Here is a 17,758-nt window from a genome sequence, read left to right on the forward strand (position 1 = left end):
TCAAGATTTTATTACTACTATTTTACAACAAAAAAACTGTAGGCAAGCTCGTTTTTTTCGAGTTTGTCTACAGTCTGGAAGAGCCATTTTGGCTCTTCTTTTTTGAGATTGATTTTGGCTAAGGTGAAAAAAATTTGAGGGCAGATTTTACAAATATATGAACAAATCTCTAGAAAATCAATACTCCATATTATCTCCAATAAAAATGCATACAATCTGCAAATTTTCCCATTACATTAAACATAAGAGCATTAGATTTTTGGAGGTGGAAAAATGAAGAAAATCTTTATATTTATTTTTGCATTAGCATTTATCTTTTCATTTGATGTAAGGGTATTTGCAGATACGGGGCATTCTCATACTCCCAATTTAAAACAAGCAAAAGAGAATCTGAAAAAGGATACATCCGGTGGTGATGATACCACTATGAATCATGACAGTGGAACCGACATGGAAGGAATGGACCATGATAGTGGAACCGACATGGAAGGAATGAACCACAACAGTGGACCGGACATGGAAGGAAACAGTGGGGCAGCTCATGATCATCATGGAACAGTGGTTGAATCACCACCAAACTATAAAGTGCTAGGCACCTATGGGGCAGTAAACCTATCATTTGTCCTAATAGGTGTCTGGAATAAATGGTTTAGACGGATGGGAGATGTAAACAATGGCAATGCCTGAGAAAAACTTACCAGAAAAGGAACCTTTTGATCTTCTATCCATTTTAGTTGTGAAAAAGTTTGTTAAAAGCAAATGGTATCCAGGAATCTTTCAATGGATTGTTATTTTCGTATTTTCCATTATAGTTTATGAATTAGTAATGGGTACCGTAGATCCAAGTAAAAACTTTGGTACTACGATGACTTGGGTGTTATGGTGGCCGATTATTCCAGTCCTATTTTTACTAACAGGCCGCTTCTGGTGTGCCATTTGTCCGTTCGGTAAATTAAGTGATATTGTTCGTAAATTTGTTGGCAGCAAGCGACCAATGCCTAAGTTTTTAAGAAAATATGGAATTTGGTTGATAGATTTATTCTTTATTGCCATAACTTATAGTGACCATGTTTGGGGAATTGTAGAGTCGCCAAGAGGTTCAGGTTACCTATTGCTTTTACTCGTAACCATGGTTGTAGCCACTTCTGTTTTTTATGAAAGAAGAACCTTTTGTAAAACACTCTGTTTCCTTGGTGGTCTTGCTGGAAACTATTCACGCTCTGGTGCATTAAAAGTTCAAGCAACACCTGATATTTGTAAAACCTGTAAAGTCCAATCTTGCTACAAAGGAACCGAGGGTGTTGAAGGATGCCCAATGTTCCAATTTCCTAGAACAATGGAGTCTGGTGCAGAATGTAATATTTGCGGAAACTGTGTAAAAAACTGTCCAAACAATTCAGTTAAAATTACAACAAGAATTCCTACAAAAGAATTGTGGGGATTAAACAATCCAAAGCTTGAGCATGCCTCTTTAGCTGCTGTTATTATGGGTATCGTGTTCGTACAAAATATAACCATGCTTGAACCATGGCAAAATATTCTGAATGCAATTGGTTCTGTGACTGGTACAGAAAACTATGTTGTTAACTTTACGATTGCCTTTATCATTGCCATGGCATTACCAATTCTTTTATTGTTAGGAACTGCAAAACTAGCATCATTACTTGGAATGGAAGGTTCAATTAAAAAGAACTTTACCCGTTTTGGCTATGCGATTATTCCTTTAGATCTTGCTGGGCACCTGGCTCATAACCTATTCCACATCTTCACAGAAGGAAAGGCAGTATGGTTTAATTCGATTAGATTATTTGGAGTAGATTCAAATCCAGAAAGCTTAAGTCTCGCTTCAACTCCAACCGTACAAATGATTCAGTATATAGTGATTTTAATCGGGCTGGTAGGTACTTGCTATGTGGTGTACAGAATGGGTAGAGGCAAAATGACATCTTTAATAGCAATGCTGCCATATTACGTACTTATGACGATACTAGCAATCACTAATATTTATTTATTCTCCTTACCTATGATGCATAGGGTTTAATGTAGGATTTAATAATGTCGTATTTATTATTATTAATTTAAGAAGGGAAAGGGATTAACTAAAACCTGTTCAGAGGTTTTGGTTAATCCCTTCCTTTTCCTATTATGATTATTATTTGCAAACCAACTTTCTAATGATAATTATTAATAAAAAATTCCTCAATTACTGAGAAAGTTCAACAATTAGTCACAAGTTGGTCTGATAAAGATATTGTTATTAACCCTATTTATCATTATCATAGTATCGACAGTAAAAACTATTTTTCATGATATTAATGATAAGGGTGTGAGGGTTTGCAAACAAAACAGATGGTCAGTACATTACTAGGAATCCTTGCCCTGTTTCTATTTTTATTTCCGTCTATTTCTTCGGCGCACGCCTACATAAAGAAATCAACACCATTGGAAAATGAAAAAGTAGAAAAAGCTCCAGCAGAAGTAACAATAAAATTTGATGAATCAATCCAACCTGCATTTAACTCCATTAAGGTATTTGATTCGAAAGGTAATCGAGTCGATAAAAACAATGGGCAAATCGATCCGAAACAACCGTCTATCTTAAAAAGCGGATTAAAGAAGGGCCTTCCCAATGGATCCTATCGAATTAAATGGAAGGTGGTTTCAAGTGATGGCCATCCTGTCGAAGGAGTCATTCCATTTCAGATTGGTGATGAAGGTCAAACATCAGCTGCTTCCAATAAGGAAACAAAGGGGTATATTCCCAAAGCTGATCTAATCGTCATTCGTTGGCTTCAATATATTAGCAATGCCTGCTATGTTGGGCTAATCTTTTTTTATATGATGGTCATGCCCAAGAAGTTAAGGGAGATAGAATCAGTTGACAAGAAGTTCCGGAGACTAATTAATGCGAGTCTAACATTCCTATTCTTTAGCATCCTATTAAGTTTGCCACTACAGGCAACGATTGAATCTGGTTTTCCATGGAGTGAAGTGTTCAGCTTTACATTAATTGGAAGTATCCTAACGAACACGAATTATGGTCATTCATGGCTTCTGCAAATCGCCCTTCTCATTACTCTTGTTCTCCTTACCTCGTTCATCAGGATGGCCGAGAGTACGAAACGCATCCTTTTGTGGGCTTGTTTTATACTAGGAAGTGCCTTGCTATGGACAAAGTCTTTGACAAGTCATGCCGCTTCCCAATCAAATAAAATATTACCGCTTGCAATGGATTTCTTTCATTTATTTGGGGCATCGATTTGGATTGGAAGTTTAATTGGTTTTGTCGGCTTCTTTTCATTACGGAAAAATACGGATTTAAAACAGGATTATCTTAGAATGATAAAAAACTTCTCCAAATGGGGATTAATTATTGTTCTTCTCTTAACCTTTACAGGAATATATAGCAGCCTATTATATATTCCTAACCTTTCTGCTCTGATTCAAACAAACTATGGACAGGTATTAATAGGTAAAGTAAGTTTATTTATACTGATGGTATTGCTTGCTGCTGTGAATCTTTTTAAAGGAAGAAAGGGATCCACTAAGAGACTTGGGGCATCATTAAAGGGGGAACTTTTAATAGGACTAATGATCCTTATTCTTTCAGTAGTCTTAACCAATTTACCAACAGCCATTCAGTCGCCGGGGCCATACAAGGAAACCAATATAGTGAATCAAGGCAAGCAAATTACACTGAAAGCAACCCCGAATATTATTGGAACGAATTTATTTGAAGTTACATTAAAAGACAAAGCAGGTCAGCCTATTAAAGATATTGAACAATTACACTTAACGTTTACAATGCTTGAAATGGATATGGGTAAAGAAACAGTTAACTTAGCAAATACGGCTGAAGGAAAGTATGAAGTGAGAGGTTTACATTTTAGCATGGCTGGTAAGTGGAACGTACATGTACACGTTCTAACAAAGTCATTAGAAAGTATCGATACAGATTTCCATGTTTTAGTGGGAAGTCAATAAAAACATCTAAGGAGAGTTACAATGAAAAAGATGATTGGTAGAATTTCAAAAATATTTATTCCGGCAATAATCAGCTTATTTTTCTTCTCAAGTATGGCAAGTGCTCATGTAACAGTAATGCCAAAAACATCATCAACAGGGGCATGGGAAACTTATACCTTAAAGGTGCCAGTTGAAAAAGATGTAGCTACTACGAAAGTAACGGTCAAAGCACCAGCAGGTGTAGAAATTATGTCATATCAACCCGTTCCAGGCTGGACCTATTCATCTGAAAAGGATGCTAGTGGAAAAGTAAAAACATTTACCTTTGAGGCAACCGGGGAAGGGATTTTAAGTGGTCAATTCCAACAATTTGTCTTTGTAGCGAAAAACCCTGAAAAGACAACCAAAGCTGCTTGGGATGCTTTTCAATATTACAAGGATGGCAGTATAGTCGAATGGACAGGAGAAGAAGGGTCTGACTCACCACATTCGATTACAGATATTGTAACAGCTTCTACCACCGATCAACATAGCGGTCAAACAACAGAACATAGTGATAAGACACCGACAAAAGATAACGAAAAAACGAAAACAGAAGTGAATGAAAAGAAAACAGAAACATCCACATCTTTATCACTAATTTTATCTGGATTAGCAGCATTGCTTTCCTTTGCTGCACTGATTATCGCAATCCGAAAAAAATAACCTTAAAAAATAGAAGATGCCGTGGGCATCTTCTATTTTTTAAGGTTTTCTAAATAAAGCAATTGGCCATCATATAAAAAATGGTGGCCTCATGATCTTAGTTAAAAAACAATACCTTGTGGTTGGCTTTTTTTCTTTTTGATCGCTTCTACTAATGTCTTAAATAGCTTTAGAGAATGATGGAAAATTGGACTTTGAATAAATGTATAAAGGAAAGTAGCAATAAACACAGGCCCACCTAACAATAGACCAATCAATAGGACAATGCTTTCTACGATAATGCGAGCCTGACTAACTGATAACTTAGTTTTATCGGAGATGGATAACATAAAGCCATCGCGAGGACCCGCACCGATTCCTGCTGCAACGTACATCCCGCCGCCGACCCCTGTAATTATGATTCCACAGAGAAGAATGAGATAATCAACCCAAGTACCTGTTGCTTTTGGGAGAATATCTAACCAGAGGAAAAAGTCCATGATAGGTCCAATACATAAGGCATTAAGTATAGTACCTATGCTAATATAACTCCTTGCTACAAAAAAAGAAATGATTATCAGGATCAGCCCGCATATGACTCCCCAGGTTCCAATGGTGAAACCAAAATGTTCAAATAGCGCAACATTCAGTACCTCCCAAGGATGTAGGCCCACATATTTTACCTTAACGGCAATTGCATTTCCTAAGCCAAAAAAGGTTAGTCCCGCAAAAAATAATAAATATTGAACCAGCTTCATTTTTCAGTTACCTCCACATAAAGCCTTTTTCCTGAATATTAAAACCTATCTTAAGATTCTAAATTATGTTTTGATAATAATCAATGATTATATTGAAATATAGAATTGAATTCGTTAGACTGATATAATTTAAATATGTTTGAATTATTGAAATTTTATTTAGGATAGAGGGATATCTATGAATCTCGTTGCTTCTGAAAAAGTGAAAAAAATGTCGGCTAGTATTTTTCAAGAGGTAGCTAATCGAAAGCTTAAAGCGATTAAAGCAGGTATGGATGTTATTGATTTAAGTGTAGGAAGTCCAGATTTTCCTCCGCCGCAATTTGTTGTGGATACATTGATTGATTTTGCCTGTGATTCAAGCAAATATGGCTATACCCTATCAGGGATACCTGCATTTAATCACGCGGTAAGTTATTTTTATAAGCAAAGATATGCGGTTGACGTCAACCCAGAATCTGAAGTATTGCAGCTGATGGGGTCTCAGGATGGTCTTGCTCATTTGGCTACGGCTATCATTAATCCTGGTGATTATGTATTGGTACCGGATCCCGGGTATCCTATCTATGAGGCAAGTGTAAATATTGCAGGCGGGGTTATCTATCCAATGCCGTTATTAGCTGAAAACAGATTCCTGCCAATGCTTGAGGAAATTCCGTTAGATGTGTTAGATAAAACGAAAATGATGATAATCAGTTATCCTGGTAACCCTGTAACTGCTTTAGCGGATCAGTCATTTTTTGAAAAGGTAGTTTCCTTTGCTAAGCATCACAATATTTTGGTTGTTCATGATTTTGCGTACTCTGAGTTGATCTTCGATGGGAATCCACAACTTAGTTTCATGTCGGTTCCAGGGGCAAAGGAGATTGGTATTGAATTTAATTCCCTTTCGAAAACCTTTAATATGGCAGGATGCCGTATCGGCTATGTCGTTGGCAATGAGCAAGCCATTGAGATCTTGGCTTCATTTAAATCTCACATAGATTATGGAGTCTTTTATCCTATCCAAAAAGCAGCCGTAAGGGCGTTAACTTCAGATTTCGCTTTTCTTAAAACACAGGTGAATGAATATGAACTTCGCCGCGATGTGTTGATTTCTGGGCTTGAAAAAAGCGGTTGGCACGTGGCTAAGTCTCCTGCAACCATGTTTGTGTGGGCAAGAATCCCTGCAGGCTGGAAATCCCGAGAGTTTGCCTTTGAATTGATTGATCAAGCCGGAGTGGCTGTCATTCCTGGTGATGCGTTTGGAAACCTGGGCGAGGGCTATGTTCGGATTGCCATGGTACAACCACCAGAACGACTATCCCAGGCAGCTGAACGAATTCATGAATTCCTAATGGAATATTCAAGAAATAAGTAAAAAGTAACATCATCTGTGATGAGGATATTTTTGGAAAACTGTTTCACGCCTCTTCTATAAACATAAATTTCTTCATATATTTTGTAAAAGACCTTCTGCCAAATGAGGGTCTTTTATTTTGATAATGAAAGAGGGATAAAATGCTAAGCGATTTACAACATTTAGAGTTAGATATCCCGATTGAAGTGATTTGGGACTTTATTCGAGACGAAAACAATTGGGCACCGCTTGTACCTGGCTATATTCAACATGAAAAGAGAAATGAACGTCAAATCAGTTGGGAATTTAAGAGTGATCTCGGCGTTATGAAAAAAAAGGTTAGTTTATTAATAGATATTAAAGAGTGGAACGAACCATCCAGAGTATCTTTTGAATTAAAACGTTCAAATGAAAAACATTTAGGCGAAGGTTATTTTGAAGCAAAAGCCTTAAATAAAAATAAAACTCGTGTAACGGGCTTTTTAGAAATCAATGCATCAGGGCCGATGGGATCATTAGCTAATTCCCTTTTTAAAAAAGCACTCCAAAAATCGGATGATGAGGTAGCCTCAGTCATTTCTACAAAGTTAGAAGAATTTCATCGCAGGTAAAAAATTAAGATAAACTTAAGCAACCCATGATAAAGTTAGTCCAAATTCCACTATCCCCCAAGATAGAGGACAGGAGGATTAACAATGAAACCATTAAAATCAAACAAAGCCCTAAATGTAATCCTAGTTTTTTCACTGGCATGGTTGGGAACTGGATCACCCATAACATCTGCCTATGCTGAAACTAACACGACAACAGTTCAAGAAAACCAACTAGCGAGCACTCTTTCAAAATTAGAAATTGAAGGAATGGAGCTCGATCAGAAATTCAATGCAGATTTATTTGAATATACTGCCACAGTTGGGAACGAGGTTGAAAATATAAAGCTATTAGTAGATAGCTCTAATACAGATTCATCGATTACAATCAACGATCAGGTGATTATCCATGGGTCAATAGGAACCTACACCCTTCAAACAGGTGAAAATAAGTTTATTATTTTTGTAAATAATGGCAATGGTTCATCCAATACCTATACCCTGACGGTAACAAGAGAGAAAAATGCGAATACTTTCTTGCAAAGTATTGAACTATCAAAAGGTGAGTTATCACCCAAATTTTCTTCAGATGTTAATGACTATAAGGTCAATGTTCCAAATGAAGTTCCTGCCATTACATTTAAACCGACAGCTATAGAAGCAACTTCAACAATAAGGGTGAATTCTACTGTAGCAGGGAAAGATGGAGTGGATGTTTCGCTTCCCGTTGGTCAGTCAGATATTATAATCACGGTAACTGCTGAAAATGGCACGATGAAAATTTATACCATCCACGTTACAAGAGAGAAAGATGTTGATGATAAAGTTGTAGAAGAGACACCAGCTGAAGTTAAAACACCTGCAAAAAATTTAAACAATAATCTAGGTTCTATACAGCCCAATACAAAAACAAATAATCGGACTAATGCTTCACTGCCAACATCTCAACAGCAAAGTTCCTTAAATACCGAAAAAGTAAGTAAAGCATTACTATCGTCACTGTCAGTATCTGAAGGAACATTTGATAGCGCGTTTACAAGTAATGAGTTTACGTACCATGTGACGGTTTCAAGTGATATGGACGAAATAACACTAGAGCCGATTGCAAAATATAGCAGTTCTGAAATATTAATTGAAGGAGAAACGAGCAAAACAATAAAACTGGAAAGTGACAAGAAAACAATTATTTCTGTGGTCGTTACGTATGATGATGATGATCGAAAGACATATGTACTTGTGTTTGATAAAGAATCTTAAAAAAATTACTTATTAGAAAATCCTAAAAAACCTGCACAGTGCAGGTTTTTTTCGTATAATTAAAAATTTATTAAAAAAAAAGAAAACTTATTTTTAACATGTCCTTTAAAATTGTGGTATATTAATAAATAAAAAATTTAGCGAATTTTGAGATTAAAGGAAGGTGGCAGTATGACAACAGAAGTAAAATTAAATGACAGCAGTCTTCCGTTGCGTCGTGATGTGAAATTACTGGGGAAAATGTTAGGAGATATTCTGATAAATCACAGTGGTTCTGCATTATTTGATAAAGTGGAAAAAATACGTTTAATGTGTAAAACATTAAGGGAACATTTTGATCAATCAATTTATGATGCCTTAAAAGAAGAAATTTCTAGTTTAGATGCACCGATGAGGAAACAAGTTATTCGAGCATTCTCAATGTATTTTCATTTAATTAATGCAGCGGAACAGAACCATCGTATGCGTAGAAGAAGACAGTACCAACTTCAAGAAGAAAGGGTTGTCCAACCCGCTTCTATTGAAAGTGCTGTTCTTTTGCTTAAAGAGAATAATATAGAAGAAGATGTCATTCAAGATACCTTAAATACCCTATCTCTTGAGCTTGTAATTACAGCTCATCCAACAGAGGCAACGAAACGCTCCATACTGGAGATTCAGCAGCGAATTGCTGAAATTCTTAAAAAACTCGATCACCCGTTATTAACAAGAAGAGAAAGAAAAAAGCTGGAAGAAAGTTTGTTTAACGAAGTTTCAATACTTTGGCAAACGGATGAATTACGACAGAATAAGCCGACTGTTTTAGATGAAGTTCGAAATGGTTTGTATTATTTTGATCAAACTCTTTTCGAAGTTCTGCCTGAAATTCATCAAGAAGTGGCGGAATGTTTAGAGAAGAACTTCACTAATACACAATGGAAAGTTCCTAATTTCTTGCGTTTTGGTTCATGGATCGGTGGTGACCGGGATGGAAATCCAAACGTTACACATGATGTCACTTGGGAGACATTGAAAAAACAAAGAAGACTCGTCTTAAAAAAATATAAAAATGCCTTAGTCGAATTAATGAAACGATACAGTCATTCCACTTCAAGGGTGGAGGTAAGTGATGAGCTTCTTACATTAATTGAGCAAGAGGATATTTATTTAACGGATGACAAAAAATGGCCAAATAAAGGTGAGGCATACCGCCGTGCATTTGCAATTATTATTGAACGTGTAAAACAAGTAGGAAAAACGGACTTAGGCTATAAATCTTCCGAAGAATTATTAGAAGACTTGTATGTGATTAAAAGGAGTTTGAAAAAGCATCATCCAGCAGCACATGAATCAAAAATTATTCAAAAGCTGATCCGACAAGTCCAATTATTTGGGTTTCATTTAGCTACACTCGATATTCGAAATCATAGCGGCGAACATGAAGCAGCCATGACAGAAATATTGCGCAAAGTCAGTATCACCGAGAATTATGCGGAACTTTCTGAAGAAGAAAAACTAAACATATTGCAAAATATCTTATTGGATCCTCGTCCATTGTTATTACTAAATGAAGACTACTCTGTGGAAACACAGGAAATGATTAAAGTGTTCCAAACAATTAAGAAGGCACACGAAGAATTCGGAAAGCGAGCTATTTCCGTTTATCTTGTGAGCATGACGAAATCACCGAGTGATTTGCTTGAGGTCCTTGTACTTGCAAAAGAGGCTGGGATTTATCGACTTCACGCAGATGGCACATTAGAAAGTCATTTACATGTGGCACCATTATTGGAAACAATCGACGATTTAACAGCTGGACCAAAAATAATGGAAACCCTTTTCGAGATGCCTGTCTATCGTAATCATTTGCAAATATTGGGGGACCAGCAGGAAATTATGCTTGGGTACTCGGACGGAAGCAAAGATGGTGGTACGTTGACAGCTAACTGGAAACTATATAAGGCTCAAATTGAGATTCATGAAATGGCGAAAAGATATCAAATCGGACTTAAGTTCTTCCATGGCCGTGGTGGTTCATTAGGCCGTGGCGGCGGTCCATTAAATAAAAGTATCCTGTCTCAGCCGGCTGAAACAATTGGGGATGGAGTCAAAATAACCGAGCAAGGTGAGGTATTATCTTCAAGATATTTGCTTGAGGATATTGCCTACCGCAGTTTAGAACAAGCTACCTCCACGTTACTTTTAGCAGTTACACATATTTCTAAAGAAGCAGAGCAAGGTCAGAAACGTGATCCAATCTGGGTTGAGACGATTGAAGAAATCTCAAGCTTAGCTTTAACAAAATATCAATCATTGGTGTTTGGTGATTCAGATTTCCTTACCTATTTCACTGAAGCGACACCACTAAGAGAGCTAGGGGATTTAAACATTGGCTCCAGACCAATGAGCAGAAAAAATCAAGGACGATTTGAAGATTTACGGGCCATTCCTTGGGTATTCGCTTGGACGCAAAGCCGCCAACTGCTTCCTGCATGGTATGCAGCCGGAACTGGTTTAGCAGGATTTGCAGCAAAGGGAGAACAAAATTTGCATATTCTTCAGAATATGTATGAAAAATGGCCGTTTTTCCGATCAACGATTGATAATTTACAAATGGCATTAATGAAAGCAGACATTACGACGGCCAGAGAATATTTATCACTTGTTGAAGACCAAAATATGGCTGAACGGATCTTTACTAATATTCTTGAAGAATATGAAAGAACAAAAGAAATTCTTCTCCAAATTACAGGTGATAAGGAATTGCTTGATCATACACCAAATATTAAAGAATCGGTATTTAGAAGGAATCCATATGTCGATCCGTTAAACTTTTTACAAGTGGAGTTAATAAAAGAACTGCGAAGTCAGGGTGGCTCCAACGAAGACCTATTAATTGAAGTTTTGCTAACCATCAGTGGAATATCTGCTGGACTACGGAATACTGGTTGATTTATAAAGTAAGCCATAAATTCTTTTTAAAAAAGAATTTATGGCTTTTTTTAATGTAATGGATGATTTATGAACATTTTATGAATTTCTTTAAAATGAATGGTTGTTCATTCATTTTTGCGCAAAATTCGACATATTTCGATTTGTTCATCGTGCTATATTTTATCCAGAAGAGAAAAGGATTGAAAAAAGGTATGATCTCGGAGGGATATTATATGGCAGTTGAAGAAAAGGTTGTACATGAAAAACATCTAATCACTTCAATGATTGATACATTAGCAAATAATGCAGAGAAAGCACTTAGTGAATTTCGTACATACAACCAAGAGATGGTTGATGAAATCGTCAAACAAATGGCTCTTACTGCTCTTCAAAATCATAAGAATCTTGCAAAATTGGCTGTAAATGAAACAAGAAGAGGAGTTTATGAAGATAAGGTATTCAAAAATATGTTTGCCACTGAGTTCATTTATAACAATATTAGAGATATGAAAACTGTTGGTGTAATCAACGAAAACGAAAATGAAGGAATGGTAGAGTTCGCCGAGCCAGTAGGTGTGATTGCTGCCGTTATTCCAATAACAAATCCAACATCGACTGTAATTTTTAAATCATTGATTTCGCTTAAAACAAGGAACCCAATTATTTTTGCATTCCCACAGTTTGGCCAAAAATGTTGTAAGGAGACTGCGATTTTACTGAAGGAAGCAGCCATTAGGGCAGGTGCACCAGAGAATTGCATTCAGTGGATTGAAGTTCCTTCACATGAAGCGTTTCAGGCCTTAATGAAGCATCCGAAGGTTTCTCTCATTCTAGCAACGGGTGGACCAAATTTGGTAAAAGCAGCTTACAGTTCAGGGAAACCGGCACTTGGGGTTGGTGCAGGAAATGTACCCTGTTATATTGAAAAAACAGCAAATATCAAAAGGGCTGTTAACGACATAATCCTATCGAAAACCTTTGATAACGGGATGATCTGCGCTTCTGAACAAGCATTAATTATTGATCAAGAAATTTATGATGAAGTGAAACAGGAACTGATTTCAAATAATTGTTATTACCTTAATGAAGAAGAAAGATTAATGGTAGAGAAGGTTGCCATTTTTGAAAAGACAAATACAATTAATCATTTAATTGTCGGATTACCAGCCACAATGATTGCCAAATTGGCAGGAGTGAATGTTCCTGTAAATACCAAGATTCTCATTGCAGAACTAGATGGCGTAGGGCCAAAATATGCTCTCTCATGTGAAAAACTAAGTCCGATTCTTGCCTGTTACAAGGTTAATAGTTTTGAAGAGGGCATGCAAATTGCGGAAGAAACCTTAGAATATGGTGGTCTTGGCCATTCAGCTGCTATTCATACCGCAGACCAAGGTTTAGTAGATTTGTTTGCACTACGTATGAAGGCAGGGCGAATCATGGTCAATACCCCATCGACGCATGGTGCAATCGGGGATATTTATAATACATCCTTACCGTCATTAACGATTGGATGTGGTACTTATGGAGGGAACGCTGTGTCACAAAATGTAGGAGCACAAAATCTCTTAAATATTAAAAAGGTTGCAAAAAGAAGAACATTTCCCCAGTGGTTTAAAGTACCATCGCAAATTTTCTATGAAAAAAATTCAATCCAAATGCTAGCGTCTATTCCAGGAATCTCAAAGGCATTTATTGTTACAAGCAACAGTGCTGTTAAAAATGGCTATGTTGACAAAGTTGTCTACTATCTAAACAAGAATCAAAGGACAATTCAATTTGAAGCATTCTCCGAAATTGAGCCTGAACCTAGCATTGATACGGTAATAAGTGGTGCAGAGCGGATGAGAAGATTTCAGCCAGATTGTATTATTGCTCTTGGCGGCGGCTCGGTGATGGATGCCGCAAAAGCGATGTGGTTATTTTACGAACATCCAGAAACTGATTTTCATAGCTTAACACAAAAATTCTTTGATCCAAGTAAAAGAGTAGTTAAATTCCCAGCGCTACGTGGAAAAGCAAAATTTGTTGCGATTCCAACAACATCCGGAACGGGTTCAGAGGTCACAGCCTTCTCAGTTATTTCAGATAATAAAACAAATATAAAATATCCACTTGCGGATTTCCAATTGACACCGGATGTAGCCATTATCGATCCACAGTTTGTTATGACAGTTCCGAAGCATGTTACCGCTGACACAGGGATGGATGTGTTGACACACGCGATTGAATCGTATGTTTCCGTATTGGCTAATGACTTTACAGATGGACTTGCATTAAAAGCCATTCAACTTGTATTTAAGTATTTGCCAATAGCTTACCAAGATGGAAGTAATGAACTTGCCCGTGAAAAAATGCATAATGCTTCTACAATAGCAGGGATGGCTTTCGCCAATTCCTTCCTAGGCATAAACCACAGTCTTGCCCATGTTTTAGGGGCTGAATTTAATATTCCACATGGACGCGCCAATGCGATTCTTTTGCCGCATGTAATCCGTTACAATGCAGCCAAACCAAATAAGTTCATGACATACCCTAAATATGAAAGTTTCATAGCCGATGAACGTTATGCGGAAATTGCTAAAATGCTTGGGCTTCCTGCGGGGACGACAGAGGAAGGTATTGAAAGCCTAGTACAAGCAATTATTAAATTAACAAAGGAACTAGAAATCCCGATGAGTATAGAAGCAAGCGGGGTAGGTAAAGAAGTATTTGAAAGCAAAGTAGCAGTTCTCGCAGAACGTGCATTCGACGATCAGGATACGCTTGCAAATCCAAAACAACCATTTATAGAAGAACTTGCAGAAATTTATCGTCAGGCCTTTAGTGGTATTTAAAAAGAAGGCTGTGTTAAAGAATATTGTTGATTTTGGCACTCTGTTGACCTTCGTTCCAGGCACGGCCGCGGAAAGCGAAGTGCCTGGAACGGAAATCAACAGACAAGTTTAACACAGCCAAAAAGGAAGAAAAAAATTCATAAAAGGATGCGAGTAGGATGTCTAAGAAAAGAAAAATTGAAAAAAAGCAAGAACCTATCCTTGAATCCACCAATAAGGACGATGAACAAATTAGAGAAAAAGAGGTGAGCGATGCACAACTATCAAGCCTAGACATTCTCTGGCACAATGCATTTCATGAATTAGACGAATGGGCTAAGCGTTCAGACTTCAGAGACGAGGTATTTTTAAAAGAGGCCATGTTTATTGCTGATAACATCCAAAGGAATCAAGAAAACTTAAAAGAAATGGCAGAGAAATTTAATAAGGAATTTACTGAATGGGAAAGGACCGCAAGAGAAGAATTTTTGATGTCCACCACTAGTCTGCAGCATTTCTTTCCACTTAGGTCATACGAAGAAATCAATGCCCAGATTGATCAACTTCAAAAAAGAAGCATGTCGATTCTAAGTAAACCTTGCCAAGTTATTAGCAAAAATCAAGCAATGGATAAATATCTTGAAACGATAGAGCAGTATGTGGCTCTTAGGAAAAAAGGCAGGAAGCAATATATCAAGGCAGTTAAACAAGTTGGAAACCTAATCTATGAAAATCAAAAAGGTTTTATTGATCTATTTGCACGACAAATTAAACCGTTGATGTTTCCGTTTAATAAATACTTGGAGAAAGAAGAAGAGATAACAAATTCCTAAATAAGGAGACAAAAAGCATATGTCGAAGGATAAAACCTATGATCCATTGCAAGGATTTAGAAGAATAAGTGAAATGTGGGAAAGACAATTGAATGGCATGCTTTACATGCTGACTGACAATAATGAGTTCGTTCGACTTCTTAAGGTTGGGACAGACGGTCATGCAAGATATATGGAGCGGTTAAGAAAGAACCAAGAACTCATGGCGGGTGTAATGAATATTCCAACCAAAAAAGATATTGCAAATGTAGCAAAATTATCTCTTCAAACCGAAGAAAAAATTGATATTTTAGAAGAACAGGTTTGGAATTTACAGGATAGTTTAGAAGCCTTAAATAAGGGAAACGTAGCAATGTTTCAAGAAATGGTGACGATTATAAAACAGATGAAGGATGTATCAGCTTTCATTCAAACAGAGTTTCAAAATTTAAGACAAGAAATCTCTCAATTAACAGATATTAAACAGGAACTTGCAGCCTTGAAAAATCTTGTGCAGCCATTGCAGACAAAAGACAGGGAAAATGAGCTTGTTCTGACTGGTGCTGGCAGTGATGATGGAAGGGGCTGAGAATGATGATTGCTAAAGCACTAGGAAATATTCCATTAGTGGATTTGAAAAAGGAATCTTTAAGATGGGAACAAGTCTATAAAGTCTTAACAGAACCGAAACCGGATATTGTTCCAACAACGAGAGAAATTGTTTGGAAAAAAAATAAATCAACATTATATTATCATCCTGCTAAAGAAAAAAAATATCAAATCCCTGTGTTTTTAGTCTATTCACTTCTAAATAAATCGTATATTTTAGATGTTGGGGAAGGAAGTAGTGTAGTAGGAGGATTAACGGAAAGAGGATATGATGTTTACTTCCTTGATTGGGGTTCCCCTGATTATGAAGATAGTGATATCACTCTTGATAATTATATTCTTGATTATTTGGAAAATGGCGTCAAACGTGCGTTACGACATTCCGGAGCGAAAGAAATATCGATGATTGGCTATTGTTTAGGAGGCACAATTGCCGCTATTTTTACCTCACTAACAAACTTGCCTATTAAGAATTTAGTCCTAGCAACGGTACCAATTGATTTCAGTATAGGAATCGTTCCGGATAAGTGGTTAAAGGGACTTCAAAAAGGGACAATTAATTTTGATCGACTTTCTGAGGTTTATGGTGTTATTCCATCTGAAATAATGTACGGAATGTTTAGAGGACTTTCACCCGTCTACGTTAGTCCATTGGTAAACCTGATTTCCCGTGCACATGATAATGAATATGTTAAAAAGTGGCGGCGGATGGACAAGTGGACAAAAGACTCCGCATCGTTTTCAGGGGCTGCTTTCAAACAGCTATTTAATGATCTCTATAAAGATAACAAACTCCTAAAAGGAGAGCTGACAATTGGCAGCAGGAAAGTAGATTTAAAAAATATCCATTGTTCACTCTTTGTCTTCTCAACATCACGAGATACTTTGATACTAGAGAAACAAAGCCTCCCTGTTATTGACATGGTTTCCAGTGAAGATAAGACATACGAGGTATTTGAAGGTGGACACGTTTCTTTAGCCTTAACCGGAAAGTTTGCCATCTTCGCGGACAAATGGCTTTGCTCACGGTCACAAGAAATTTAGGAATTTCTTTATTAAGTCAAGAATGAAGTAAAAGCGGGAAGGACTCCCCTCCTTCCCGATATTACTAGTTATGAAGCAGCTTTTTGTTGAGCAAGGAATGTCCTTATGAGTTGATTAAACCGGTCTTTTGCCTCCAATTTGGCCAGATGGCCGGTATTTCTCATAATAATAAACTCTGAATTTGGAATCAGCTTGTGCATCCAAGCCTGAATCCAAATAGGCAAGACAGAGTCGTACTGACTTCCAACAATAAGGGTCGGAACAACTACCATTGGTAATAACGATAAATTATTTACCTCAAAACATGCCACTAATGAGTCAATAAATATCTGTGGTTTAGGTTGGAAAAACTTATTAAATTTTTCAACAGTGTCCTTATTCCAGGAATAGAGTGTCATCCGTGCGGCATAATCCGAGTGTTCTTTCATGTATGAAATCTGCTGGAGAAGTTCTTTTCGTGGTTCATATAATACACTTTTAAGTTTCTTAGGAAAATAATGAAATGAACTAATTAACAGGAGAGTGCGGCAGCGTTCAGGTGCCTGCCGGTAAATCTCCTGCGCAACGGCACCACCCATTGACAGACCCAAAATATGAGCACTTTCAATTTTTAATTCATTTAATAAGCCGAGTATATCTAAGGCAAAGTTTTTTATTGATATTCCTTCCGTATTACTGCATTCTCCATGTCCACGTAAATCAGGGATGATCAACTCGTACTGATCAGCCAATTCAAATTGGTCTTCCCACCCTTCTTTTACTTCACCTAAACCATGGATCAAGACCAACGGGTCGCCTGTACCTAAGTGCATATATGGCACTCCCAATTTACTAATTCTTGCTTCTTCCATTTCACACCACCTTTTAATTTTTATTAGTCTTTTGCTAATTAGAGGGAAGTGTAGACACCAATTTTTAACTTTTACTCATAAATATTTGCTGAGTTGACAAAATATTACTCATAGGTGTA

General features: G+C 37.0%; 15 protein-coding genes. 13 read left to right on the forward strand and 2 right to left on the reverse strand.

Going from position 1 to position 17,758, the window contains the following annotated elements; all coding sequences use genetic code 11:
• Positions 1 to 273: 273 nt before the first annotated feature.
• The 4 genes from FS608_RS07490 (at position 274) to FS608_RS07505 (ending at position 4,671) form a co-directional block, all read left to right on the forward strand.
• On the forward strand, positions 274 to 687 hold the full coding sequence (locus tag FS608_RS07490; protein WP_144548653.1) for a hypothetical protein: 414 nt from the start codon (positions 274 to 276) through the stop codon (positions 685 to 687).
• A complete protein-coding gene (locus tag FS608_RS07495; RefSeq protein WP_144548654.1) occupies positions 674 to 2,041 on the forward strand; it encodes a 4Fe-4S binding protein in 1,368 nt (455 codons plus the stop codon). The genes FS608_RS07490 and FS608_RS07495 overlap by 14 nt, the downstream gene beginning before the upstream one ends.
• A gap of 293 nt (positions 2,042 to 2,334) precedes the next feature.
• Positions 2,335 to 3,984, forward strand: a complete 1,650-nt coding sequence (locus FS608_RS07500; RefSeq protein ID WP_144548655.1) for a copper resistance CopC/CopD family protein — start codon at positions 2,335 to 2,337, stop codon at positions 3,982 to 3,984.
• A 30-nt stretch (positions 3,985 to 4,014) separates the two neighbouring features.
• Entirely contained in the window at positions 4,015 to 4,671 is a 657-nt protein-coding gene (locus FS608_RS07505) for a YcnI family copper-binding membrane protein (protein ID WP_144549379.1), read from the forward strand.
• Positions 4,672 to 4,772: 101 nt separating this feature from the next.
• On the opposite strand, the gene FS608_RS07510 is transcribed toward FS608_RS07505, so the two are convergent.
• The gene (locus FS608_RS07510; RefSeq protein ID WP_144548656.1) at positions 4,773 to 5,408 is read right to left on the reverse strand and encodes a YczE/YyaS/YitT family protein; all 636 of its coding nucleotides are present in this window, start codon (positions 5,406 to 5,408) and stop codon (positions 4,773 to 4,775) included.
• Positions 5,409 to 5,586: 178 nt separating this feature from the next.
• On the opposite strand from FS608_RS07510, the gene FS608_RS07515 reads away from it, so the two are divergent.
• The 9 genes from FS608_RS07515 (at position 5,587) to FS608_RS07550 (ending at position 16,788) form a co-directional block, all read left to right on the forward strand.
• On the forward strand, positions 5,587 to 6,768 hold the full coding sequence (locus FS608_RS07515) for an LL-diaminopimelate aminotransferase (RefSeq protein ID WP_144548657.1): 1,182 nt from the start codon (positions 5,587 to 5,589) through the stop codon (positions 6,766 to 6,768).
• 140 nt (positions 6,769 to 6,908) lie between these two features.
• The gene (locus FS608_RS07520; RefSeq protein WP_144548658.1) at positions 6,909 to 7,358 is read left to right on the forward strand and encodes an SRPBCC family protein; all 450 of its coding nucleotides are present in this window, start codon (positions 6,909 to 6,911) and stop codon (positions 7,356 to 7,358) included.
• An 84-nt stretch (positions 7,359 to 7,442) separates the two neighbouring features.
• Positions 7,443 to 8,594: a cadherin-like beta sandwich domain-containing protein gene (locus FS608_RS07525; RefSeq protein ID WP_144548659.1), complete on the forward strand. Its 1,152-nt coding sequence runs from the start codon at positions 7,443 to 7,445 to the stop codon at positions 8,592 to 8,594.
• 171 nt (positions 8,595 to 8,765) lie between these two features.
• Positions 8,766 to 11,525, forward strand: coding sequence for a phosphoenolpyruvate carboxylase (gene ppc / locus FS608_RS07530; RefSeq protein WP_144548660.1), 2,760 nt, complete (start codon positions 8,766 to 8,768; stop codon positions 11,523 to 11,525).
• A 215-nt stretch (positions 11,526 to 11,740) separates the two neighbouring features.
• Positions 11,741 to 14,344, forward strand: a complete 2,604-nt coding sequence (gene adhE, locus FS608_RS07535) for a bifunctional acetaldehyde-CoA/alcohol dehydrogenase (RefSeq protein ID WP_144548661.1) — start codon at positions 11,741 to 11,743, stop codon at positions 14,342 to 14,344.
• Complete coding sequence (locus FS608_RS31195) at positions 14,334 to 14,456, forward strand: hypothetical protein (protein WP_260871621.1); 123 nt, start codon at positions 14,334 to 14,336, stop codon at positions 14,454 to 14,456. The genes adhE and FS608_RS31195 overlap by 11 nt, the downstream gene beginning before the upstream one ends.
• 46 nt (positions 14,457 to 14,502) lie before the next feature.
• Positions 14,503 to 15,156, forward strand: a complete 654-nt coding sequence (locus FS608_RS07540; RefSeq protein ID WP_144548662.1) for a hypothetical protein — start codon at positions 14,503 to 14,505, stop codon at positions 15,154 to 15,156.
• A 19-nt stretch (positions 15,157 to 15,175) separates the two neighbouring features.
• Positions 15,176 to 15,724 (forward strand): hypothetical protein, encoded by a 549-nt coding sequence (locus tag FS608_RS07545; RefSeq protein WP_144548663.1) that lies wholly within the window; start codon positions 15,176 to 15,178, stop codon positions 15,722 to 15,724.
• A gap of 5 nt (positions 15,725 to 15,729) precedes the next feature.
• Positions 15,730 to 16,788 carry an alpha/beta fold hydrolase gene (locus FS608_RS07550; RefSeq protein ID WP_260871622.1) on the forward strand — a complete coding sequence of 353 codons (1,059 nt, stop codon included), beginning with the start codon at positions 15,730 to 15,732 and terminating at the stop codon, positions 16,786 to 16,788.
• A gap of 68 nt (positions 16,789 to 16,856) precedes the next feature.
• Here the strand turns inward: FS608_RS07550 and FS608_RS07555 are convergent, their stop codons facing one another.
• Positions 16,857 to 17,639, reverse strand: a complete 783-nt coding sequence (locus tag FS608_RS07555) for an alpha/beta fold hydrolase (RefSeq protein ID WP_144548665.1) — start codon at positions 17,637 to 17,639, stop codon at positions 16,857 to 16,859.
• Positions 17,640 to 17,758 lie beyond the last annotated feature (119 nt).

It is taken from the genome of Bacillus sp. X1(2014), assembly GCF_007678255.1.

Bases quoted from the DNA above. Each gene is read 5' to 3' on its own strand.
- FS608_RS07495 (WP_144548654.1), top strand. From the start codon at position 674: ATGGCAATGCCTGAGAAAAACTTACCAGAAAAGGAACCTTTTGATCTT.
- FS608_RS07525 (WP_144548659.1), top strand. From the start codon at position 7,443: ATGAAACCATTAAAATCAAACAAAGCCCTAAATGTAATCCTAGTTTTT.
- FS608_RS07545 (WP_144548663.1), top strand. From the start codon at position 15,176: ATGTCGAAGGATAAAACCTATGATCCATTGCAAGGATTTAGAAGAATA.
- FS608_RS07505 (WP_144549379.1), top strand. From the start codon at position 4,015: ATGATTGGTAGAATTTCAAAAATATTTATTCCGGCAATAATCAGCTTA.
- adhE (WP_144548661.1), top strand. From the start codon at position 11,741: ATGGCAGTTGAAGAAAAGGTTGTACATGAAAAACATCTAATCACTTCA.
- FS608_RS07520 (WP_144548658.1), top strand. From the start codon at position 6,909: ATGCTAAGCGATTTACAACATTTAGAGTTAGATATCCCGATTGAAGTG.
- FS608_RS07555 (WP_144548665.1), bottom strand. From the start codon at position 17,639: ATGGAAGAAGCAAGAATTAGTAAATTGGGAGTGCCATATATGCACTTA.
- FS608_RS07550 (WP_260871622.1), top strand. From the start codon at position 15,730: ATGATTGCTAAAGCACTAGGAAATATTCCATTAGTGGATTTGAAAAAG.
- FS608_RS07490 (WP_144548653.1), top strand. From the start codon at position 274: ATGAAGAAAATCTTTATATTTATTTTTGCATTAGCATTTATCTTTTCA.
- ppc (WP_144548660.1), top strand. From the start codon at position 8,766: ATGACAACAGAAGTAAAATTAAATGACAGCAGTCTTCCGTTGCGTCGT.
- FS608_RS07510 (WP_144548656.1), bottom strand. From the start codon at position 5,408: ATGAAGCTGGTTCAATATTTATTATTTTTTGCGGGACTAACCTTTTTT.
- FS608_RS07515 (WP_144548657.1), top strand. From the start codon at position 5,587: ATGAATCTCGTTGCTTCTGAAAAAGTGAAAAAAATGTCGGCTAGTATT.
- FS608_RS07540 (WP_144548662.1), top strand. From the start codon at position 14,503: ATGTCTAAGAAAAGAAAAATTGAAAAAAAGCAAGAACCTATCCTTGAA.